Source organism: Selenobaculum gibii, assembly GCF_030273445.1.
Classification (GTDB): Bacteria; Bacillota; Negativicutes; order ICN-92133; family ICN-92133; genus Selenobaculum; species Selenobaculum gibii.
Genome location: NZ_CP120678.1, coordinates 2,461,982 through 2,485,649 on the forward strand (window position 1 = coordinate 2,461,982; position 23,668 = coordinate 2,485,649).

At 37.5% G+C, this 23,668-nt stretch carries 21 protein-coding genes; 6 read left to right on the top strand and 15 right to left on the bottom strand.

The window, feature by feature from the left end:
- Window positions 1-38 precede the first annotated feature (38 nt).
- Entirely contained in the window at window positions 39-251 is a 213-nt protein-coding gene (locus tag P3F81_RS11720) for an alpha/beta-type small acid-soluble spore protein (RefSeq protein ID WP_147669596.1), read from the top strand.
- 44 nt (window positions 252-295) lie between these two features.
- Here the strand turns inward: P3F81_RS11720 and P3F81_RS11725 are convergent, their stop codons facing one another.
- Window positions 296-2,257: a penicillin-binding protein gene (locus P3F81_RS11725; RefSeq protein ID WP_147669595.1), complete on the bottom strand. Its 1,962-nt coding sequence runs from the start codon at window positions 2,255-2,257 to the stop codon at window positions 296-298.
- Window positions 2,258-2,470: 213 nt separating this feature from the next.
- Between P3F81_RS11725 and P3F81_RS11730 the strand changes: the two genes are divergently transcribed.
- Window positions 2,471-2,917 (top strand): Lrp/AsnC family transcriptional regulator, encoded by a 447-nt coding sequence (locus P3F81_RS11730; RefSeq protein ID WP_147669594.1) that lies wholly within the window; start codon window positions 2,471-2,473, stop codon window positions 2,915-2,917.
- A gap of 32 nt (window positions 2,918-2,949) precedes the next feature.
- On the opposite strand, the gene P3F81_RS11735 is transcribed toward P3F81_RS11730, so the two are convergent.
- A complete protein-coding gene (locus P3F81_RS11735; RefSeq protein ID WP_147669593.1) occupies window positions 2,950-3,648 on the bottom strand; it encodes a methyl-accepting chemotaxis protein in 699 nt (232 codons plus the stop codon).
- A gap of 736 nt (window positions 3,649-4,384) precedes the next feature.
- Between P3F81_RS11735 and P3F81_RS11740 the strand changes: the two genes are divergently transcribed.
- A complete protein-coding gene (locus tag P3F81_RS11740) occupies window positions 4,385-5,311 on the top strand; it encodes a polysaccharide deacetylase family protein (RefSeq protein WP_147669592.1) in 927 nt (308 codons plus the stop codon).
- 26 nt (window positions 5,312-5,337) lie between these two features.
- On the opposite strand, the gene P3F81_RS11745 is transcribed toward P3F81_RS11740, so the two are convergent.
- The 10 genes from P3F81_RS11745 to P3F81_RS11790 form a co-directional block, all read right to left on the bottom strand.
- Window positions 5,338-6,039 (bottom strand): response regulator, encoded by a 702-nt coding sequence (locus P3F81_RS11745; protein ID WP_147669591.1) that lies wholly within the window; start codon window positions 6,037-6,039, stop codon window positions 5,338-5,340.
- Window positions 6,036-8,720 (bottom strand): sensor histidine kinase, encoded by a 2,685-nt coding sequence (locus P3F81_RS11750; RefSeq protein ID WP_147669590.1) that lies wholly within the window; start codon window positions 8,718-8,720, stop codon window positions 6,036-6,038. The genes P3F81_RS11745 and P3F81_RS11750 overlap by 4 nt, the downstream gene beginning before the upstream one ends.
- 93 nt (window positions 8,721-8,813) lie before the next feature.
- Window positions 8,814-9,410 carry a potassium-transporting ATPase subunit KdpC gene (gene kdpC, locus P3F81_RS11755; RefSeq protein WP_147669589.1) on the bottom strand — a complete coding sequence of 199 codons (597 nt, stop codon included), beginning with the start codon at window positions 9,408-9,410 and terminating at the stop codon, window positions 8,814-8,816.
- Between the two features lie 21 nt (window positions 9,411-9,431).
- On the bottom strand, window positions 9,432-11,468 hold the full coding sequence (kdpB, locus tag P3F81_RS11760) for a potassium-transporting ATPase subunit KdpB (RefSeq protein ID WP_147669588.1): 2,037 nt from the start codon (window positions 11,466-11,468) through the stop codon (window positions 9,432-9,434).
- A gap of 13 nt (window positions 11,469-11,481) precedes the next feature.
- Complete coding sequence (kdpA, locus tag P3F81_RS11765; protein WP_147669587.1) at window positions 11,482-13,221, bottom strand: potassium-transporting ATPase subunit KdpA; 1,740 nt, start codon at window positions 13,219-13,221, stop codon at window positions 11,482-11,484.
- Window positions 13,222-13,389: 168 nt separating this feature from the next.
- Window positions 13,390-14,769: an aminopeptidase gene (locus P3F81_RS11770; RefSeq protein WP_147669586.1), complete on the bottom strand. Its 1,380-nt coding sequence runs from the start codon at window positions 14,767-14,769 to the stop codon at window positions 13,390-13,392.
- 279 nt (window positions 14,770-15,048) lie between these two features.
- Window positions 15,049-15,660, bottom strand: coding sequence for a manganese catalase family protein (locus tag P3F81_RS11775; protein WP_147669585.1), 612 nt, complete (start codon window positions 15,658-15,660; stop codon window positions 15,049-15,051).
- A gap of 11 nt (window positions 15,661-15,671) precedes the next feature.
- Window positions 15,672-15,929, bottom strand: coding sequence for a spore coat protein CotJB (locus P3F81_RS11780; RefSeq protein ID WP_147669584.1), 258 nt, complete (start codon window positions 15,927-15,929; stop codon window positions 15,672-15,674).
- A 17-nt stretch (window positions 15,930-15,946) separates the two neighbouring features.
- Window positions 15,947-16,129 (bottom strand): spore coat associated protein CotJA, encoded by a 183-nt coding sequence (locus tag P3F81_RS11785; RefSeq protein ID WP_147669583.1) that lies wholly within the window; start codon window positions 16,127-16,129, stop codon window positions 15,947-15,949.
- 114 nt (window positions 16,130-16,243) lie between these two features.
- The gene (locus tag P3F81_RS11790) at window positions 16,244-17,425 is read right to left on the bottom strand and encodes an FtsW/RodA/SpoVE family cell cycle protein (RefSeq protein WP_147669582.1); all 1,182 of its coding nucleotides are present in this window, start codon (window positions 17,423-17,425) and stop codon (window positions 16,244-16,246) included.
- A gap of 121 nt (window positions 17,426-17,546) precedes the next feature.
- Here P3F81_RS11790 and P3F81_RS11795 point away from each other — a divergent pair, with 121 nt between their 5' ends.
- On the top strand, window positions 17,547-18,488 hold the full coding sequence (locus P3F81_RS11795) for a YncE family protein (protein ID WP_147669581.1): 942 nt from the start codon (window positions 17,547-17,549) through the stop codon (window positions 18,486-18,488).
- 36 nt (window positions 18,489-18,524) lie between these two features.
- On the opposite strand, the gene P3F81_RS11800 is transcribed toward P3F81_RS11795, so the two are convergent.
- The 3 genes from P3F81_RS11800 to P3F81_RS11810 all read right to left on the bottom strand — a co-directional run bounded on the left by P3F81_RS11800 (window position 18,525) and on the right by P3F81_RS11810 (window position 22,583).
- Window positions 18,525-19,943: a DUF2935 domain-containing protein gene (locus P3F81_RS11800; protein WP_147669580.1), complete on the bottom strand. Its 1,419-nt coding sequence runs from the start codon at window positions 19,941-19,943 to the stop codon at window positions 18,525-18,527.
- Between the two features lie 63 nt (window positions 19,944-20,006).
- Window positions 20,007-20,657: a tRNA (guanosine(46)-N7)-methyltransferase TrmB gene (gene trmB, locus P3F81_RS11805; protein WP_147669579.1), complete on the bottom strand. Its 651-nt coding sequence runs from the start codon at window positions 20,655-20,657 to the stop codon at window positions 20,007-20,009.
- A gap of 15 nt (window positions 20,658-20,672) precedes the next feature.
- Complete coding sequence (locus P3F81_RS11810) at window positions 20,673-22,583, bottom strand: sigma 54-interacting transcriptional regulator (RefSeq protein WP_147669578.1); 1,911 nt, start codon at window positions 22,581-22,583, stop codon at window positions 20,673-20,675.
- Between the two features lie 152 nt (window positions 22,584-22,735).
- On the opposite strand from P3F81_RS11810, the gene mgsA reads away from it, so the two are divergent.
- Complete coding sequence (gene mgsA, locus P3F81_RS11815) at window positions 22,736-23,104, top strand: methylglyoxal synthase (RefSeq protein WP_147669577.1); 369 nt, start codon at window positions 22,736-22,738, stop codon at window positions 23,102-23,104.
- Window positions 23,105-23,363: 259 nt separating this feature from the next.
- Complete coding sequence (locus P3F81_RS11820; protein ID WP_309320424.1) at window positions 23,364-23,609, top strand: FGGY family carbohydrate kinase; 246 nt, start codon at window positions 23,364-23,366, stop codon at window positions 23,607-23,609.
- The last annotated feature ends 59 nt before the right edge of the window (window positions 23,610-23,668 follow it).

The window sequence follows — 23,668 nt, forward strand, 5'->3', positions numbered from 1 at the left end:
TAGATAATAGGATTACAACGCGATGAGGAGGTGAGAATATGTCGAGAACAAACAAACCTGTAAACCCTGCAGCTCAAAATTCGCTTGATAAAATGAAATATGAAATTGCAAACGAATTAGGCATTGCTGACGCAGTTCGCCAAAACGGTTGGTCTACAATGACTTCCGCTGATTGCGGCCGTGTAGGTGGTCATATGGTTCGTAAAATGATCGAACAATATGAATCTTCTATGAATAAATCGCAATCCTAAGATACGATTAAAAGGGCGGCCTTTTAGCCGCCCTTTTATTATTTTTAAATTCCTGTAAAATATACAGTTATTTCAGCTCCATTATCGACAAGCGTATTGACTGGAATACTTTGCCTTTGAGCAATTCCACTGCCTTCAGGAAGGACGATAAGACTTAGAGAATCTGCCAATTCTGCAACTTGTCGCATCGTTTTCCCTGTAAAATCAGGCACTAAAACTTTGCCTGGAGGTACTTGAATTGGTTTGGCAGGCTGTTGTAATTGAGCCAATGGCCTTTTCACCGGCGCGCCTTCTAAATCATTATTTAACGGCTTAATATTCAAATAGCGTAAAACCTGTTCAAATATTTCCCCGGCAATCGGTGCAGCAATTTGCCCGCCGTAATAAATACCGTTTGGATCATCAATAATAACAAGCACTGTAATTTGGGGATCTTCAACTGGAGCAAAACCTGCAAATGAAGCGATATAATGACCACTTAAGTATCCGCTTCCATCATCTTTTAATTTTTCAGCAGTTCCTGTCTTTCCAGCTATTCTATAGCCTTTCACCGCCGCTTTCGTCCCCCCACCAGAAGCAACAACTTGCTCTAACATACTAATTAATTTCGTCGCTGTATCTTCTTCAATAACTTGTCTTACTTGTGTAACTTCACTACTCTTACTTATGCTTCCATCGGAGTTTCTAAATTCTTTGATAATTGTAGGTTTTAATAACATTCCTTTATTAGCAATTGCTGAAATAGCAGTTGCTAACTGCACTGGCGTTACCGCAATACTTTGTCCAATCGACATCGTCGCAATATCTGAATCTCGCATATGCTTAGGATCAAATAAAATTCCATACTCCTCACCAGGCAATTCAATTCCCGTCAAAGCTCCAAAGCCAAAAGCATGGGCATAATCATTAAGTTTTTGCGCTCCTACCTGCATACCGACCTGAACGAAACCTGTATTTATAGAGTTTTTAATAATATCCGTAAAGCTTACATTGCCATAACTTTCACCATTCCAGTTTTGAATTCTTCGTCCAGATACCATTACATATCCCGGATCAACAAACCGTTTTTCCGGCGTAACGATACCTTCTTGTAATGCCGATGCCGCAACTATAGCCTTAAATGTAGAACCGGGCTCATATACAAAGGAAACTGCACGATTTCTCCACTCTTCTGGTGAATATTTATAAAACTCATTGGGATTATACGTTGGGCGATTTGCCATCGCCAATATTTCGCCATTCTTCGGATTCATGACGACTGCCGTAACCGCCCGTGGCTTCGTATCTACCATCGCTTTTTCAAGCGTCTGCTCAACGATAAACTGAATATTGCTATCAATCGTTAAATAAAGATCTTTTCCACCTTCATAAGTGTTTTTTGAAAAAACAGAATTGAAAATTGGTCTTCCATAAGTATCTGTCGACAAAAATTGTTCCGATGACTTCGCCTTTAAAACTTCATCTTCTGCCAATTCCATCCCATCAAGTCCAACGTCATCCATTCCTACAAAGCCAAGTACCTGTGAAGCTAACGCGTCATTTGGATAATAGCGTTTACTTTCTTCTACAAAATTCAAACAATTTAGATTATACTTTTCAATCACTGCTTTTACTCGCGCCACCACATCTGGCTCTAACATACGCTTTAACCAAACAAACCTCCCGCCATCGGCAATTCTACCTCTAATGTCTTGCTCTGACATTTTTAAAATAGGTGCCAATTCTGCCGCCAATGTTTCAGGATCTTTTACAACTTCCGGATCTACATAAAGCGATTTTACCAGAATGCTAACCGCGAGCTCACGACCATTTCTATCGTAAATCGTGCCTCGGGGCGACTGTAGCGTGCGGCTCTCTTCTACTTGCCGCTTTGCCTTCATTGCTAATAGGTCGCCCTGTACAACTTGTATCCAAGCTACACGGCCAGCCAATATAAAAATTAAGCCAACCAATGCAAAAATAAATACTGCTATTCTTTTTTGCACTGGATTTCGTTTAACTGCCAATTCAGCCACCTGCCAAAATCAAAATGTAAAAATTTTTTTATTTATTTTAGAATTCGTCCAACTTAGATACATTCCTTTTTATTCAGGCAAAAAAGAAAATCTATTTTTACTTTTTTTGAAATTATTTTTTAAAATATGTTACATCCTCTATTTATCCTGTTATAATATATTAGATAACATCAAAGCATTGCTATAAAGATTGGTGGTTAAATTATGGACGTCATTGATAAAAAAATACTTAAAAATCTACAAAAAAATGCCCGTATGACCATTTCTGACTTAAGTGCCGAAATATCACTTTCAATGCCCGCAATAAGTGAACGTTTGAAAAAATTAGAAGCATCAGGCGTAATTAAACAATATACAGTTATTCTTGATCCTGCAATGCTAAACAAACATTTAATGGCTCTCATGTATGTCCAATTAGAAAATCCAACCCATGGGGATTCTTTTGCCAGTTTCGTCAAAGATGAACTCGAAATTAAAGAATGCTTCTATATAACTGGAGAATTCGACTACTCATTAAAAATTGTCACTGAAAGTACAAAAACATTAGAATTATTGTTAAACCGTATTAAAAATCAACCTGGAATTCTAAAAACGCAAACCATTGTAGTCCTATCCTCAATTACAGATAACCCTTCAATCATTCCTGAATAAAAAACCGCAGCTTTCGCTGCGGTTTTTATTATTTATTTTGTTGTGATTTTAATCCCTTGCACTAACTCTCGGCGTGATTTTTCATCAGCAACTGCAGCAGTCTGTTCAATACCAACAATAATTGCTTGCATTGAAGACTCTATATTTCCTAAAATAGAATTGATTTTTTTAGTCGCTTCAACACTATCTTCAGCTAATTTACGCACCTCATTTGCAACAACGGCAAATCCACGACCTTGCTCTCCAGCCCGTGCCGCCTCAATTGCTGCATTTAGCCCAAGCAAATTCGTTTGCTGCGATACTTTATTGATAAAACCAATAACTTCATGTGTATTATTAATATGCCCTTTTGCTTCATTCACCGCTCCTGATAAAGTATCTACCTTTGTTTTTAATTCTTCATTAATCAACGCTTGAGACTTAATCAAATGATAAATTATATTTGTTAAATAAGTCTCTACTACTTTCACATTTTCTGGTACATATGTATTGATAATCTTGTTGACTTCCACATTACCTGTAACATTTAATATAACATCTAGTCCTGGCATTTTTACCGCTTCAGAAATGTCTTGAAACGTTCTAAGCCCCATTTTTTGCGCTAAGCGAATCGCAACCGCATCTGCCTTTACATCCGCTACAGCAACTATTTTTACATCAGGAATCTTTGTCGATAATTCTAATATACCGGCTCCACCTCTACCGCCGCCAACCAATAATATATTTAACATTTTTACCCCTCCAATTTAATAAACTGGTTCCCCTATAAATTTTCTTAAATCATACTCACCACAATAAAACTTCGTGTCGAACAGTTTTATAATTACGTCAATTAAGTTCTATTTTTCCCTACATAAATCCTGCACATTTTTAGAAATATTATCAGATAAAAATTCAGTAAAATTAAGGGTTTAAAGCTATTTTATTACTATTAATTCCATGTTATTACCTGACTATTTTAAACCATTCTAAAAAAAACTATCAATATTTCATCTTTTTACTTTAAATTATATAGTATTTCATCTGCAAACTTTGACAAACTGGCATAGATTTCCTTAGGAAGCTATTGCAACCACTATATCGACACTACTAGATAATCCTACTTATTTTACTCCGTCATTGATCTTAAACTGCATTTTTTAATTACTACCCCAACATTTCTTTCAATGCGTCTTTTTCTATCACCTTAAATAATACACAAAATTCAACGCTGCAAAATCCGACACTGAAACTTTTTTAAAATATCTTTTTTCGTTTTCTCAATACTCCTTACATTATCAAAATGAATATTTTTTGATAAAATTTATTATTTTAATTATATACTGAATATATTTTAGTTAAAAGAACTTTTTCGATAAAAACATCTACTTTTACCAGCAAGCAAACAATTTTATCTATGAATCAACATGCAATCATGCTAAAATGATAATGTTTTGTCATACACAAATTAATACCTAGGAGCATACTATGCAAAATTATTTTAAAAAACATCTATTTGCAATTTTTTCAATTATTACTTTTATTATCGTCACAATTCCACTTTATTTCGTAAACGAATGCCCCACCCCAGCTGGAGTTTCTGAATATACAGATGATGAAACTTTAAGTAAAGGGCAAAAAGAATCTGTTAAAACGCCCTTTATTATTAATGGTGATTTATCTGATTTTAAAACCCAAGACCCATTCCGACCTGTATATGACAATTTTACAATCTCCCAGCGACAAAACCAAGGATTATCTACAGCGCTTCCAAAAATCGAACCTTATTATCATGAAAAAACTGTATATCTAACTTTTGATGACGGACCTAATGACGATATTGAAATCGCTATTTTAGATATACTAAAACAAGAGCAAGTAAAGGCAACTTTCTTTTTATTAGGCAATAAACTACATGATTATCCAGATGTAGTAAAGCGAATCTATAATGAAAATCATGCAATTGGGAATCACAGTTATACACACATTTATGAAAAATTATACGATTCTCCAGGCAGTTACATCAAAGAATTACAACAAGCAGATGATATTTTTAAAGAAATCTTGGGCGTTCGTCCGCTTATTACAAGAGCCCCTGGAGGCATCGTTGGAAACTTTACCGATGAATATTGGTTAGAGCTAGAACGGCTCGGATATATCGAAGTGGGCTGGAATATTAGTTCCGGAGATGCTTCAGATGGAACGGCAGAAGACTTAATTGACAATATTATTCATCAACTCGATAACTTTCCAATTTTACAAGATCATGCAATTATATTGATGCACTCCTCACCTGGTCACGAAGAAACTATTAAAGCATTGCCACAAATTATTAAAATCCTAAAAGAACGTGGTTTTGCTTTTGGCGTAATTACACCTTCTACACCGCCCGCTTGGGAAAATAAAAAATCCTGATTCATTTTGAATCAGGATTTTTTATTCTACTCAATCCGAAGCATTCGATACCCTATTCCAATATGTGTCTGGATATATTCTACACCACTTTCACTCTTACAGAGTTTTTTTCTAAGCGACGTCATATAAACACGCAACGAGCCTAAATCACTTTCAATTGCATTTTTCCATACTTGATCTAATATGTAGTGATGTGTAAGTACCTTGCCTACATTTTTCGCCAATAAGCAAAGTAATTTATACTCAATTGGCATTAACTTTACCTCAGTATCGTTTACTTTTACTACCGCCGCGGTAAAATCTATGACAAGCGCCCCATTATGAAAAACTTCCTCCACCTTACCATTTAGCGTTGACAAGTAGTTTAATCTTCGCCATACAACTCTTAGTCTTGCCAAAAGCTCCTCGACACTAAACGGCTTTGTTAAATAATCATCGGCACCGCTATCAAGCGCCTCTATTTTATCTCGTTCATCACTTCTGGCACTAATCACGATAATCGGAATATCCGACCAAGAACGAATTTTTCGAATCACTTCGATTCCATCTATATCCGGCAACCCTAAATCAAGTAGAATAACATCAGGCTTTACTGATGCCGTTGTCAGTAATGCCTGTGTACCGTTTTCCGCTGTGTAATATTTGTAATCTTGGGTTTCTAGTGTCGTCGTAATCAAATTTCTAACGGGAATATCATCTTCTATAACTAGAATCGTCTGATGGATCATAATCTCACTTCTTCCACTTTTAAATTAAATTGAAATATCGTCCCCTGCGGTTTATTATCAGCAACTGTCAACTCACCACCATGCGCATTGATAATCGACTTACATAAAGCCAGCCCTAATCCCATGCCACGTTTCCCATCAGCAGCGTTGGTTTTAGCAGAATAAAACATATCAAACAATTTACTTTTAGCTTCATCCGTAATTCCTAAGCCATCATCGGTAATCTGTACAATTACTTCATCATTTACTTGCCTCGTGGTAATGGCAACTTGCGTTCCTTGCGGCGTATATTTTAAGGCATTATCTACGATGTTGGTAATGACCTGAATAATCATCCTGCCATCAGCTTTTACCATTAATAAATCATTCTCGTGCTCCACGTGAATTGGCTGATGACTTAGCTTACGCTTTATGTGTTTTAATGCTTCATCCACAATATCACTTAAACTTTCAATATTCAGTTGCAATTTCATTGTACCATTTTCTATCCTTGTTACCGATAACAAGTTTTCTACTAAATTAATTAACCAAATGGATTCATCATAAATATCCTCACAAAGTTTTTGTGCTTTTTCCCGCTTCATTTGATTTAAATTGTGAAGCAATACTTCTGCATTGCCAGAAATACAAGTTAAAGGTGTCCTTAAATCATGAGAAATGGAACGCAATAAATTTGCCCTCAGCTGTTCCTGTTTAAGTTGCAGACTCGCATTTTCTTGATCTTTTAACAGCTCATCCTTTTCTAGCGCAAATGCACATTCATTTAGAATTGCTACCATAATGCCTTCTTCGTACGCAGGAATTCGCTGATTTTCCATATCAATCGCCACTACGCCAAATACCTTTTCTCCATTACGAATCGCTAAATACAAACACTTTTCCCCCGGTAAAGTCGTCGTAGAAAATCCAGCATGACGATTATTTTTAAATGTCCATTCTGCTACGGCCACCCAACGTTGATTATCAAAATTGTTTTGCAGCGCTTCATTACAAATATACGTAAATGGTAACGGATTTAAACGTGGATTCCCTAAATAAAAGTAGATATTCTTTTCTAGTAATGTGCCCAATTGTGCCACCGTCTGTTCGACAATTTCATATTTATCCGCGGCTTTCTGTAGCTTACGACTTGTCGCCAAAAGAATTTCCAATCGATATGCTTTCTGTGCGGATAACTTTGCATACTCTTTCACCTTATGCGTTAACCCTGCACAAATCATAGCAATAATAAACATAACGACAAATAAAATTATATGGCGAATATCCACGATTTCAAATGTATACACAGGTCTAGTAAAACAAAAATTAAACAAAAGAACACTCAAAAAGCTAGCAATAATTCCATAAATTTTTCCTTTAGTAATAAATGTAGTAAAAAATACACCGATAATATAACTGGCTACGATAGAGACATCACCAAAGTTCCAATGTGATAACATATAGCCAAAAATCGTAGACACAGATAAAACACCAAACATCCACATACTGTCGCTATAATCTTGTGTATAGCGTTGCAAGCCAATAGGCTTTACATACTTCTTATCATAATTATCTGGAATAAGAAAGATTTCCAATTGAGGTGATAAATCAGTCAAACGCTCGGAGAAACTCTCCTGCACAGAGAACAGCTTACGCTTCGTATACGATCTCCCCAAAACAATTTTAGAAACTCGCGCAACCTTTGCGTATTCCGCAATCTGCTCTACAATATCACTGCCGTAGGAAGTTACTGTATTAGCACCCAGTTCTCGTGCCAATCGCGTATTATTTTGCAGCCGTTCCTTATCTTTTTGCAACATATTATTAAAGTCAGGTGTTTCTACATAGATGGCTGTAAATTTTGCATGAAATGCCGCTGCCATCCGTGCCGCTTGACGAATTACTTTCGGATTCGAAGGCGATGACGATAAACAAATCAAAATATGCTCTGCTGTAACTACAGATGTTAACGATTTTTCCCGATCTGCTTGCAGCTGCAAAGAATTAATATGATCAGCCATCCGCCTCAATGCGATTTCACGTAGAGAAATAAGGTTTTCCTCCGTAAAAAAGTTTCCCAATGCTTTATTAGCCTGCTTTTCCCGATAGATTTTCCCCTGCTTCAGCCGCTCTAATAAATCATCAGGATCAATATCTACAAGCTCGACTTGCGAATTATCATCAAAAACACTGTCGGGTATTCTTTCACGAACAATAATACCAGTAATTTGCGCAACGACATCATTTAGACTTTCTAAATGTTGTACATTTACCGTTGTATAAACATCAATACCCGCATTTAATAACTCCTGCACATCCTGATACCGTTTTGCATGCCGACAAGTATTTGCATTCGTATGGGCAAATTCATCCACTAAGATAAGCTTTGGCTTGCGCTCTAACGCTTTATCTAAATCAAACTCTTTTAATGTTACCCCATGATAAGCTACCTCAAGTGGCGGTAACACCTCAAGCCCCGTCAAAAGCGCCATTGTATCAGGCCTTGCATGCGGCTCAATATAGCCAACAACTACATCAATTCCTTCTTTTTGAGCATCATGTGCATCCGATAACATCGCATAGGTTTTTCCCGTTCCAGCAGCATAACCGAAAAATATTTTGAGTTTCCCCTTCTTTTTTTTCTTCTCTTCCTGCATAGCTGCCTCAAGAAACTTATGCGGATCGCGTTCATCTTCATCCATGTTATTCACCTTCTTTGCGTATTTAAATCTGCTTTAACCGACAAAAATCTATACTGTATCGCAAGATACAGTATAGACCCTATCTAACTATCTTTATTTTAACAAACCATCTAAAGCTAAATTTACTTGGAGAACATTCACCACCGGCTCGCCGAAAACGCCAAGAAATTTATCTGTCGTATAATCATCAATAATCTTCTGAATTTCAGTTTCCGACATTTGACGTTCTTTTGCTAAACGTGGAATTTGATACTCTGCCGCTGCTAAACTGATATGCGGGTCAAGCCCGCTGCCAGAATTCGTAACCAAGTCAACGGGAATACTGTCAATTCTTGCATCCGGGTTAGATTCTTTTATTTTTTGTACGCGCTGTGCCACTAAAGAATCATAATCGTTGCTGGCTGGACTTATATTATCAGGTGCTGCATAAAAATAACTATTTCCATTTTTATCGGTAAAAGATTCTGTATCTAATCTCATAATCCTTCCCCACATATATTGTTTACCGGTAAATTGTTGTGCTAAAAATTTTGTTCCATAAACTTTATTATCTATTTTAATAATACTGCCATTTGCTTCATCCGGAAAAGCCGCTTGCGAAATTGCTGTTACTGCAAGTGGATAAATCCCTCCACATAGAAAAGTCATTACGCATAACATCCCAAACGCACGGTAGATTAAACTTTTCATCTCATCAAATCCTTTCTTGCTCTATACAAATAATGCAATAAAGAAATCTAGAACTTTTATTGCAATAAACGGTACAATGATCCCGCCCAATCCATAAACGAGCAAATTATGTTTTAATAAATCCTCTGCCGGAACTTCTTTATAGGCTACACCACGTAAAGCTAATGGAATCAATGCAACAATAATAACCGCATTGTAGATAATCGCTGATAAGATTGCACTTTCACTGCTATGCAAGCCCATAATATTTAGCATCCCTAATTGGGGGTATAGTGACATAAATAATGCAGGAATAATCGCAAAATACTTAGCCAGGTCATTGGCGATACTAAATGTCGTCAAACTACCACGCGTCATTAACAGCTGTTTGCCGATGCGCACAATTTCAATTAATTTTGTTGGTGAAGAATCTAAATCAACCATATTCCCAGCATCCTTTGCCGCTTGCGTTCCGGTATTCATTGCAACAGCAACATCCGCTTGCGCGAGTGCCGGTGCATCATTTGTCCCGTCACCTGTCATTGCTACCATATGACCCTTACTTTGCAGCTCGCGAATCATCGCGAGTTTTCCTTCTGGTGTCGCCTCCGCAAGAAAATCATCTACTCCGGCCTCTGCTGCAATTGCCGCGGCAGTCAACGGATTATCTCCCGTAATCATTACTGTCTTGATTCCCATTTTCCGAAGATCAGCAAATTTTTCTTTTACTCCGGATTTAATAATATCTTTTAGATAAATGACACCCAAAATACTATCATCTTTTGCCACAACGAGTGGCGTTCCACCTACATTCGCGATTTTTCTTACCGCTTCGTCGCACTCATCACTATAAGTGCCACCACGATTTTCTACATAAGCTTTGATTGAGTCAGCTGCCCCTTTTCTTATTTCAGTTCCATTCATATTTACACCACTAAGTCGCGTCCGCGCAGAAAACGGAATAAATTCAATATTTAAGACATTAAGCGTTCTTTCACGAATATCAAATTTTTCTTTCGCTAAAATGACAATACTTCTGCCTTCTGGTGTTTCATCAGGTAATGATGCAATCTGTGCAGCGTCGGCAAGTTCTCTTTCCGTATGATCATCTACTGGAACAAATGAACTGGCTTGGCGATTTCCAAGCGTAATTGTCCCTGTTTTATCTAATAACAACGTATCTACATCGCCAGCAGCTTCAATTGCGCGTCCGCTTTTTGCCAATACGTTTGCTTCATTTAAACGACTCATGCCTGAAATTCCGATTGCTGATAACAATGCTCCAATCGTTGTTGGCGCTAAACATACCAATAATGCAATTAGCGCTGTCATCGAAGTTGGATTTTCTACGAAAAGCTGTTTTGCTGAAAAATCAGCGTAAGCATACAAAGTTATCGTAACTAGAATAAAGATAAGTGTTAAAGCGATCAATAAAATTTGCAATGCAATTTCATTTGGTGTCTTGCGCCGCGATGCTCCCTCAACCATAGCAATCATTTTATCCAAAAAGCTTTCTCCAGCCTCATTGACGACTTCAATCACCAACCAGTCGGAAACTACCGTCGTTCCTCCTGTTACGGCACTACGATCCCCGCCGGCTTCACGAATTACCGGCGCTGACTCTCCCGTGATCGCACTTTCATCTACCGATGCAACACCTTCAATGACTTCTCCATCCGCTGGAATTGGTTCCCCAGCACTCACAATAACAATATCACCTTTACGAAGGTTAATCGATGAAATATCGGTATATATTTTTTTATCATTACGATTTTTTAATTTATGCGCAGTTACTGTCCTTTTTGCATTTCTTAACGCATCTGCCTGTGCTTTGCCACGCCCCTCAGCCAAAGCTTCAGCAAAATTGGCAAATAAAATCGTAAACCAAAGAATAATTGAAATACAAGCAGTAAATCCAATTGACGCATCTTTAATTCCGAAAATTGATAGACCACACAATCCTGTAGTAACAATTGCTGAAAGATATACAACAAACATTACCGGATTTTGTAATTGTACGGTGAAGGATAATTTAGTAAAAGAATCCTTTAAGGCACGTTTTATTATTTTTTCATCCATTTATCTGCACCTCCTAATGAATCATCTGACAATATTCGGCAATTGGTCCCAAAGATAAAGCCGGGAAAAAGCTCAAAGCACCGACTAACAAAACAATTAAAATCAACATAAATATAAACATTGTATTACAGGTCGAAAGTGTTCCTGGTGTTACCGCAAGGCGTTTTTTCTCTACTAAACTACCTGCCATTGCAACAATTGCGATAATTGGTACAAACCGTGCAAATAACATACAGATACCCAAACTAACATTTAAAAACACTGTATTAGCGCTAAAACCAGCAAATGCTGAACCATTGTTTCCACCTACGGAAGAATATGCATAAACAATTTCCGATAAGCCATGTGTCCCCGTATTGTTTAAACTATCCAACACACTTGGAACAACTACAGCAATCCCACTGCCAATTAAAATGGCAACCGGCGTTGCCAAACAGACAATGACGGAAAGTTTCATTTCTCGCGGCTCTATTTTTTTTCCTAAATACTCCGGTGTTCTGCCTACCATAAGTCCTGCGATAAAGACTGTGAGAATGACAAAGCTGATCATCCCATATAAGCCACACCCGACACCACCAAAGACAACTTCACCTAATTGCATAAGCACCATGGTAATCATTCCGCCGAGTGGCGTATAAGAATCATGCATTGAATTGACTGAACCATTCGATGCTGCCGTTGTAAAGGCAGCCCAAGTCGAAGACCCTACAATGCCAAAACGCGCTTCTTTTCCCTCCATGTTACCGCCTGCTTGATTTTCCATTCCAATATTTACAGCACCATTCTGTGCTAACTGTGGCGTAGCGATTTGTTCATTTATAGCAATACCAACAAGAGCAAGAATTAATAAAATAAACATCGCTGAGAAAATTGCTTTTCCTTGTCTTTTATCGCCAATATTTTTTCCAAAAGTAAAACAAAGAGCTGCTGGAATTAACAATATAGATAAAACTTCAATTAAATTAGATAATGCAGTGGGATTTTCCAATGGATAAGCGGAGTTCGTACCGAAATAGCCACCGCCGTTTGTGCCTAACTGTTTGATCGCAATTTGACTTGCACCAGGTCCCATCGGAACAATCTGCTCAGTCACTTGGCTACCATTTTCTAAGGCAACCGGCTCAACAAGATTTACAATTTCATATGGGGCAAAATTTTGTACTACGCCTTGTGAAACAAGCGCAATTGAAACGATCATCGATAAAGGAATTAACACATATAAAACAATCCGCGTAATATCCACCCAAAAATTGCCTAATCCTCTTTCTTTTACTTTAATAAAGGCACGAATTAAAACAAATAAAACGGCAATTCCAGTCGCTGCTGACACAAAGTTTTGTACGGTTAAACCAAACATTTGTGTAAAATAAGATAATGTAGATTCACCGCTATAAGCTTGCCAATTTGTATTTGTAACAAAACTAATTGCATTATTAAAAGCTAGATGCCAACTTGTTCCATCCATATTTTGCGGATTTAACGGCAACAAATTTTGGCACATATGCATAAAAAATAATACCAAAAAGCCAAACCCATTAAAAAATAATACACTCCACAAATACGACTTCCAATTCATTTCCTCCGTTTTATCAATACAAAGAATTTTATAAATCAGATTTTCTACAGGTTCTACCACCCTTGTCAGAAAAACTTTTTCTCCATTCATTACTTTACCAATATACGCACCTAACGGAACAGCAAATATAATCAGTATTACTAAATACAGGCTGTACTGTAAGATCAAATTCATCATTATTCTAACCTCCATTACTTGTTGATATTGTTATTATAAAATCCCTCATCTTAAATCGGTGTTAAAAGATAAGTCCCTATATTAAAATTGCATTAAAATTGCTTTTAACATACAAAAAGGACTTTCCATCGTATTAGACAGAAAGTCCTTCGTTCTATGAAAACAATATTACGCTTGTTTCAAAAATGCGACATAGCCCTTTTTCGCTTCGTATAAGTCAGCCTTACTCGTAATTTCCCATGGTGCGTGCATATTTAATACCGCTACACCACAATCAATAACTTCCATCCCATAAAGTGACATAATATAGGCGATTGTTCCCCCACCTCCAATATCAACCTTACCCAATTCAGCAGTTTGATAGGCGATTTTATTATCGTCCATAATTTTGCGAATTTGTCCAAAATACTCTGCATTTGCATCATTCGATCCTGATTTACCACGTGAACCGGTGAATTTATTAAATACAATGCCTTTTCCTAAATAAGCCACATTTTTCTTGTCAAATACAGATTCATATAACGGATCAAAGCCTGCACTTACATCAGAGGATAACATTTTAGAATTTGCTAAACATCTTCTTAATTTTAAATCAGAATATTCACCTTGCAAAGCCAAGAGCTCCGCAGTCATATTTTCAAAAAATTTCGATTGCATTCCAGTTGCACCGACACTGCCAATTTCTTCTTTATCAACGAGTAAGCAACAAGTCGTTTTATCCACTTTATCAACTTCAAGCATTGCAACAAGGGATGTATAGGCACATACGCGGTCATCTTGTCCATATGCCATAATCATACTGCGATCGAGCCCAGCATCTCTTGCTTTACCCGCTGGTACGACTTCTAATTCAGCTGATAGCAAATCTTCTTCAGTAAAATCATATGTGGATTGCAATATTGCCATGATTTTTTTGCTCACTGCTTCTTTTTCTTTATCATCTAACGGAATACTTCCAATTAAAACGTCAAGGTCTTCACCATCAATAACTTTATTCGCTTTTAACTCCTGTTGTTTCTGTGCTAAATGTACGAGTAAATCAGTCACGCAAAATACTGGGTCGCCATCCTTTTCACCAATTGTCAAATTGATTAAACTTCCATCTTTTTTTGCAATCACACCATGAATCGCAAGTGGCAATGTAACCCATTGATATTTTTTAATACCGCCATAGTAATGGGTATCGAAATAAGCCAAGCCACCCTTTTCATATAAAGGATTTTGCTTGATATCTAAACGCGGTGAATCAATATGTGCACCTAGAATATTCATGCCTTCATCCAACGGCTCTTGCCCAATATTAAATAACACTATCGCTTTGTCCATATTGACAGCATAAACTTTATCGCCTGCTTTTAGTTGCGTTTTATCTTTTATGCATTGCGCTAAATCACGATAACCGGCCTGTTTTGCAAATGCAACGCTCTGTTTTATGCATTCACGTTCCGTTTTCCCATTATCCAAAAATTCTCGATAATTTTTACTTAAAATCTCTAATTGCAACTTATCTTCTTCCATATAATCTAACCAAGCAATTTTTCTTTCCATAACTATTACCTCACCATCTACTTTATTAGTTATATTTTCCTAATCTATTGTAACACTATACATAACTTAGAACAAAATTATTGTAGCTAAAAATCAATGAAGTTATACAAATAATAAAGCGGCTACGATCCAGGAGAGGTTTTTACTCCACCTGAATCCTAGCCGGCCTTATCCAGGGGCTAATCTGCTCTAAGACTCCCAGTTTCTATAAGTGGGAGTCTTAGAGCAGATTAGCCATCGGATAAAAAGCCACCTTAATGATGACTTTTTATTGCCTATTTACTGTTCTTTTGTTTCTTCTTGCTGTTCTACACCGGTCCAGACACGTTTGCATTTTGCCATCCATTCTTCTACGTCGTTTAATGCCTCACCAAATCTCTGAAGATGTACAACTTCACGTTGCCAAAGGAAACGAAGCATATCTTTTACCAAAGGATCACACGTCTGGGAAATCAAATGCTCATAAGTCACCCGCGCCCTTTGCTCCGCAGCCATATTCGAAGTTAAATCAGCAATTGGCTCACCAACACAGGAAACATTATTTGCAATCCAAGGTACACCGTTTGCATCCATCCAAAACATGCCCGGACCATTTTGCGCCCATTTAGCACTCCAACCTGCTTTTTCAAACTCTTTTGGCCCCGCACCACAAGTTAGTTTATACACGAGAGAAGCAATCATTTCCTGATGTGCGAGTTCCTCCGTGCCGATATCAGTCAATACGGCTTTCGCCATATTTGTTGGCATCGAATAACGTTGGTTAAGATATTGAAGTGATGCTGAAAGTTCTCCATTGGGGCCACCATATTGTGTAATAACCAATTTTGCGAAAGCTACATCTGGACAACTCACACAAATTGGATGTTGTAATTTCTTTTCATAAATCCACATGCCAAAACCTCCTACAATTCCCATGGCCACGGACTATTTATCCATCGCCACTCATCTTCCGTCTCTATACTTATCCCAAAGTTATATAGCGGTCCATATTTTTCTTCATACTTTTGAACCAATTTACAAGCAGCTTCCACCGCACAATTAAAATCGTTGATTGCATCTTGATCACATGGATGTGTATCAAGATATAAATTTAACTCAAGCGCAACGAATTCCAACTCTTGAATTTTTACTAGCATCGCAGCTTGATGTTCACATCCCATAGCTTAGCACCTCCAATTTATTTAGGGATTCGATAAACACCCCATAATTCAGGGAATAATGTTCCTTTTGATAAAGCTTCACATGGCGAAAACGCCTTTTCATACCGCTGCCAAGGCACATAAGCATGCGCTAACATATAGCACTGGTTTTTCATCATTTTACTTTCGTGATCATGCGCTCGATTCGTTTCTTCTTCCATGTAAACCCCCTCCTTCTACTCTATATACTATAGTTTATGTGAACTGCATAAAAAGGTTACAATATAAAAAAGGAGTAGGAATAACGATACATAATATCATTATTCCTACTCCTTTTATGCGCCACGTTTTACCGCATCAGTCGCGATATACCTCTGACTTTTTGGCAATGGCATTTTGCCTTTTGGCGGACGTGTTGGTACCTTACTACAATGTTTTTTCCCAACACTCGCTAAAATCCCCATACTCAACATATTCACAATCAGTGAAGTGCCTCCATAACTGATAAATGGTAATGGTACCCCAATAACGGGTAAGATTCCAATAACCATAGCAATATTTGCAACGCCTTGTCCAACAACAAGAATGGCTATGCCGATGACTAGCATTTTCCCAAATCCATCCGTCGTTTCTTTTGCAATTCGTCCACAATACCACGCCATAGCAGCTAATAAAATCAGCACAAGAAATGCACCAATAAACCCCATCTCTTGACACAAAATAGAAAAAGCAAAATCGGTATGTGCCTCTGGTAAATATGCAAATTTACTTGTTCCCATACCCAAACCTAAACCAGAAAATCCACCCGAACCAATTGCAATCAAAGACTGCACCGTTTGATATCCAGATGTCGATTCATAAGACCAGGGATCAAACCATGCCTTCACACGATCAATCCGATAATCTGCTGAAAAGGTTAATATTCCTGCGCCTCCCAGTGCAATTGCACCTAATACAACAACTTCTCCTAGCGGTAATCCCGCCATGATATACAACAAAAAGGCAATCCCAACAATAATTGCGGCCGTACCTAAATCCGGTTGCTTATATACCAACCCACCCATGAGCAAAATTGGCAGCCACACCTTATTTCCAATGCTAATCCGTAAGTTTTTATCTATCTTAGGTCCGAGGTAGCTTGCTATCAACAAAAGTGACGCTAGCTTTGCTACTTCAGATGGCTGAAAAGTCATTCCTATTTGAATCCACCGTTTTGACCCATTTACTTCTATTCCAATGAAAAAAACGGCAATCAGGCAAAGTACTGCAAAAACTGTAATAAGAAAAGAAAGCTTCCGCCAAACGCGGTAATCTAAGCGCATTGCAAAAACTAGGGCAAAGATTCCAATCAGCAAAGAAATTAAATGCTTATTAACAAAATAATAGCCATTATCAAATTCATTACCGGCCATTACAAAGCTAGAACTAAATACATTTATCGTTCCAATAATAATCAAAATAGCCATAATAAATAGCACGGCTTCTACGTTATTTATCCATAATCTTTTTTTTGGCATATATACGCCTCCATATGAAATCTATTGTTAATTATACCAAAAAAAAATGTATTATTACAGTAAACCATGTACAAGTTTTATGAATATAATATATTGTTACTAAAATAAAGGAGGGATCTATATGGAGTTAACAAATGCAAAATTATTGGCAATCGACCTTGGCACTTCAGAGGTGCTTAGTATTGATTTAACAAGCCAAGCGATATTATCTAGAATCCCTTATTTAAATACATATACCCCAACTGGACTTTTTATAAATGCAGCGAGAACAAAAGCTTGCCTTGCAGCGACAACAAGTCATGAAGGGGCATTGTTTATTATTGATATTGCAACAAATTCATTATATAAACTCCCAATTCCCCTGCCCCATTTGTCACAAATCACATTAACTGACGATTTTAAAACCGCATATTTTGTTGACCAGACTGCCACTTTGCATCATTTAGATACAACGACAATGAAAACTACCCCACTTGTTAATCCCGACATTACAACTTGTCGATGTAATGGCATATGCATCTTGAATAATACGATTTATACCATTTGGGAAAATGACGATCAAGGAATTATCGCAGGTTTTTCTCCGCAAGGTCAAGTTGTTTTTGAACGATTCATCGGTGGAATTCCAACGAATCTTTTTGCCCTCCCCAATAAAGTCATGACGACTTTTACAAGAAATAAGCTTCACGGAGAAGGGTTGGCTATATTTCCACTTGACGAAATGGAAGCGCCAAACTACCTGGTAATTAATCCCGCAGATAATTGTGCAATTAGTGCGTACCCCTGCCATATTACCTTGAATGATGAACAAACAATAGCTTATGTTACGAACGAAGACAGCGGTTCTATTAGCGTTATCGACCTTGAAACAATGCAAATCACAACTTCTATTCAAATTGGTCGGTCTATTACTACTTTCTCCCTTTTGTCAGATAGTCGATTTGCTATTGCAGGAAGCAATATGTTTGCTGATTTATCTTTAATTGATACTGTGAACCGTCGTTTAATGGCAGTCAGTGAAACTAGCGGTGAGCTAAGCAGCTGGTTTTGCCTATACAGCTAAAAAGGTGTGAGTAATGATTCCATTACTCACACCTTTTTAATTTTTCCTTTCTTTGCCTAAAGCCCGTGGCATTCTCGCAGCTGGCGCTTTCATCGCCCTACTAATCCCTTGGATATTCGCAGCTGGTCCATCTGCCATTAATTGAATCGGCACTGATTTATTTTCTGCAGCCTTTTGCAAAAAATCCGCCTTTACGTCACGCGCAAAAGCTTTTGCCGGCGTAGAAACTGGCAATATATCTTCAACTTTTTTACTTTGCTGAGCCTTCTTTTCTTCTTTTACAGACTCTTTTTTCGGCTCTTCTTTAACTACTACTTCTATTTCTTTAACCTCTTTTATTTTGCTGCGTTTCATCGCTGGCTCTATCTTCACCACTTCTATTGGCTCAGGTATTTCTTCAACCTCATGGACAGTTACCGGTTTTACCGGCTCTCGCATTTCTTCCGCTTTCTCTTCTACTGTTATTGCCGCCTCGGGTTTAGTATATTCATGATAGACATCCTCACCATCTAATTCATCATAGGGATCATAAGCAGTATTTCCGGAATAATACAAGATATCTTCCGGCTCTTGATGCACACATTTAGATTCTTCTTCATCAATTCTCCCTGGCAGATTCCAAGCAAATTCATCAATATCATCATCGAATACGGGCGCACAATGTTTTGCCAAACCTTTTTCCAGCATCGCAACCACAGCAAAACAATGTTTTGCCTCTCGTCTCAAATGATCTGCCAATTGTGGTGTTATAATCGTCAATAATTTACATTCATCAATTAATTCTTTTGCCATTTTATTAAAATCGCAAAATCTTTGTACATCACTCCTCACATCTTGTAAAAATCGTGAAAAAGCCTTCATTTCACCTTTATGACAATATAGCATCGCAGCAAAATCGCGCCCTTCTAAGCACAAATCATCAAAAAGTTCTGCAAAACCTCTAGCCTCTTTTTGCATCTGCCGTTCAGCAGGATCGATATACTGAGCAATCAAGCGCGTATGATCTGCCATAAATCTAAGCCAAGTAACAACTTCTTGCGTCTGCGAACACGTATGTAGCATATTTTCTTTATTCGGCAAATTTAATAATTGCAAAAAATAATTTGCTTCACGCGCCAGATGTTCTAAAAACGACGGAAAATGAGAACCACCTAGCTTACCTGTAATACGTAATGAGAGTAAATTTCGTTTATATTGATAAAAAGCTTCCATAACTTGGCACGTTTCTTGATGAAAGGTCTCACATTGTTTTTGATTTTTTAATTTATCTAATTTTGATTGCAAGCTGGAAAATGCCTTTGCAAATTCTTTAGCCTCATCGCGAAATTCAACGCATTCAGCCGGCAATCCAGCTTTAATAAATACCGTGTGATCCTTCATAATCATAAGCCAATATTTCATTTCTTCTTTGTTTACAGCCTCATAATAAGGCAAAGAAACCCTTGCTTGACGCATTTCTAGCACACTCCTTTAAGAATTAGCTATTAACATCATATGCAAGGGTTTCAAAAAATTCACCTATTCAAAAGAAACTTCACAACGATTAATTTTTTCGCCAAGGCCACTGAATTTCTTCTCATACTCCGTCATAATATTGTCTTCCATTCCACTATTATGCAAATCATAGGTTAAATTGTTTACCTTCAAACCAGCTTCCTCAAATTGTTCTAACGAAAAATCAAACAATGGTCTGTTATCAGTTTTAAAGAACAATTGCCCCTTAGGCGCTAATAAGTGACGATATTTTTCTAAAAAGCTAACATGTGTTAAACGCCGCTTTGCATGACGCGCTTTTGGCCACGGATCGCAAAAATTAATAAAAAACCGATCTACTTCATGTTCAGCAAACAATTCACTGATATTATTAATATCAAAACGAAGTAGTTTTAAGTTTTTCAGTCCCAATTCTTTCGCTTTTAAACCAGCATAATAAATTACATCTTTCTGCACTTCAATACCGATAAAATTAACTTCCGGATAACGCGCTGCCATCTGTGTAATAAATCGCCCTTTTCCCGTACCAAGTTCTACATATAACGGAGCTTGTCTCCCAAATTCTTTTGTCCATTCACCTTTTTTGATCTGTTCGATTTGTGCAGTCTCTGTATATAGAAAATCACTAAATTCTAAAATTGCTTCTTCTATCCAAGGTTTCTTTCTTAAACGCATCTGCTTCCTCCGCTATTATGATTTTTCTAAACCGTATTTTTTCAAGTATCTATATAAAGTTACTCGGCTAACGCTGAGTAAGTTCGCTAATCTGCTTACATTTCCGCCCGCAGCCTGCCAAGCCTTCACAAAGACGTCCTTATCTTCTTTCCAACTGTTATCTGGTTTAATATCTCCCATAAGATTGATATCTTCCGGTCTGATTTCATTGCTCTTCGTATTAAAGAAAGCATATTCAATCACACCCTGCAATTGTTTAATGTTGCCTGGCCAATCGTAATCTTTTAATACTTCTGCAGTTTCAGGTAAAATAACTTTTTCTTCAATTTGATGCTGCGCAGCTAACTCACAAACGATATGTTTAGCCAACTGTGGAATATCTTCACGACGGCTTCTTAATGAAGGTACGCGAATCACACTTTTTGAAATAATTTCATAAAGGTGATGATCAAATGCCCCACGCTCTGTTAATCGTTTTAAATCACTATCACATGCACTGATAATTCTAACGTCAATTGGACGCTCTACAGTTTCACCAATACGGTGCATTTTCTGCGTAGTCAGTGCCTTCGCCAAGGAAGCAGTCAATGTCATTGGCAATTTTTCTATTTCATCCATAAACAACGTACCGCCGTTTGCAAGTTCCAATTTACCCGGATGACTAATTTCAGCACTCGTTGATACACCAAATAATTCTTGCTCTAAGAGTTCAGGTGCTAAATCACCGCACCGAACAGAAATCAATGGTCCTGCAGCCCTAGAGCTTGCCTGATGAATCCCATGCGCCATGCGCTGTTTCCCCGTTCCAGATTCCCCTTGCAATAGGATATGGTTATGATTTCTCGCAATGCGCGCCGCTTTGTCTTTAGTTGTAGCAAAAGTTGATCCTTCACCGACCATAGAAGCAAGATTATACCGCGCTGTATAGCCAGCTGCATGTGCGACAAGCGTGCGCAAATCTTCAATTGGCATAGACACAGCAACAACACTGTTTACCGTTTGATCACTATCGCGTTCTAACGGAACAACAGTTGTAATATCTTCATATGTTTTCGCCTGTGTAATCCAAGTAACTTCTTTATTGTATGATGGTACGCCATTAAATCCTTTGTATATCGGTGTATGACGATAATTTAATACTACATCATTCAAATTAATCGGATGTTCGTTCACATGTTTACCACCAATGCCTTCTAAACGGCTAAGCCCAAGCTTATTTGCATACGCAATTTCTCCCCCCGGCATCACATGATATACAGCAAACGGTGTCGCATCTAAGATTGCTTCTTCCGCCTTAATTCTAAGTGATGCGCTTAAATGTTTTTCCATTGCGTATTTCATCGTCAACATCAAAGATACAACAGCATTATGCGGTAACATTTCTTGGTCTACAGAAACCAATGTCAATATGTACTGCAACTCTCCATTTACAATTACGGGTGCCGAACACGCATCACCTTGCTGACATTCCTCAATCCACATTTCCGGCCCGAATAATAAAAATGGTGTCTTATGTTCATGCACTATACTGATACTTGATGTCCCGATATCCGCTACTCCGACGCGAACACCCTCAATTTCCCCCGGTGTTTTTTGATAAAACGGTAAAGAATAACTTTTTAATACATAGCAATCTGAATCACTTAAAAGCAAGCTCAGATTATACATTTGGAAGAACTCATGAATTTCCTTCGTTAATTCTTCTAAATAAGAAATTGCATTTTTATGATGTTCTTGATGCTCTTTCAAGGCCTCACTTGACAAGCTTACGCCGAGCGGCATCGTTTTCGTATCTACATTATGCATTTTACTTTTTTGCCAAGACTCTGCAACCCAAGGGTGTACATTAGGATCAATAATCCCTTCCTCTATATACTTATGATAGTAATTCTCTAATTTGTTTCTGCTCCGTTGCTCTCTAATCATTTTTTACTTCTGCCTCCTATAGTCATTCTATTTCGTTGTGCTTTGTTAACATTTAATTAATACTTCTAATATGTTGTTTACCAATCCAGTAAAATACTATATACTTGAACTTGTAACTGGGAAATTTTTAAAAGATAGGACAGGTGTTTATTATGAAAACAATAGCTTTAATTGCTCACGATCGCAAAAAAGAAGAAATGCTTGAATTTGTCAATGCACATAAGGAAATGCTGTCTAATTATAAATTAATTGCAACAGCAACAACAGGACGATTAATAGGAGAAAAATGTGGTTTAGAAATAACTTCACTTATGTCTGGCCCCCTCGGCGGAGACCAACAAATCGGTGCATTAGTTGCAACTGAGCAAGTCGACTTAGTAATCTTCCTTCGCGATCCGCTCACAGCACAACCACACGAACCCGATATCAATGCCCTCCTTAGAATTTGCGATGTACATAGAATTCCACTTGCTACCAATGCAAATTCTGCACATATTCTTCTTCAATATTTCAACGAATAATTCATATTTTACATTCTACCTTAGTTTGTACACTTTTTCCACAGAAAATGTAACTTTGTTTTTATAAATATAAAAAGGAACTGTTCTTAGTGTAAAAAACTAGGCTACGGTTCCTTTTTTATTTGAATTTAAATTTTATGTTAACTAAATTTAATATTCTACTTGAATTATTAATATGAGATTAACGTTTAGAGTTGATAGCTCATATCCACCAACAAAAGTATCATTCATATCTTTTGATTCACCCACTCTAACAGGAATGGGTACAACCACTAAAACTTTTGGCGCTATTGGAATTACGAATCAACGTGATGCTACAATCTTCTGGAACAAAACCACGGGAATTCTTTTCGGCAATGCAATCGGTTGGCAAGATCGCCGTAACTTAAATATCATAGAACGTTTTTTTGAAAAATTTGGTATAGAAATTGCCAATTCCGTTGAAAATACCTGCTTAGGTACAGCTTATTTAGCCGGTCTAGCAATTGGCTATGGGATTCATTAGAACAGCTTTCAAGCCAATGGCAACTAGACCGTTGTTTTGAACCAAAAATACCATCAGAT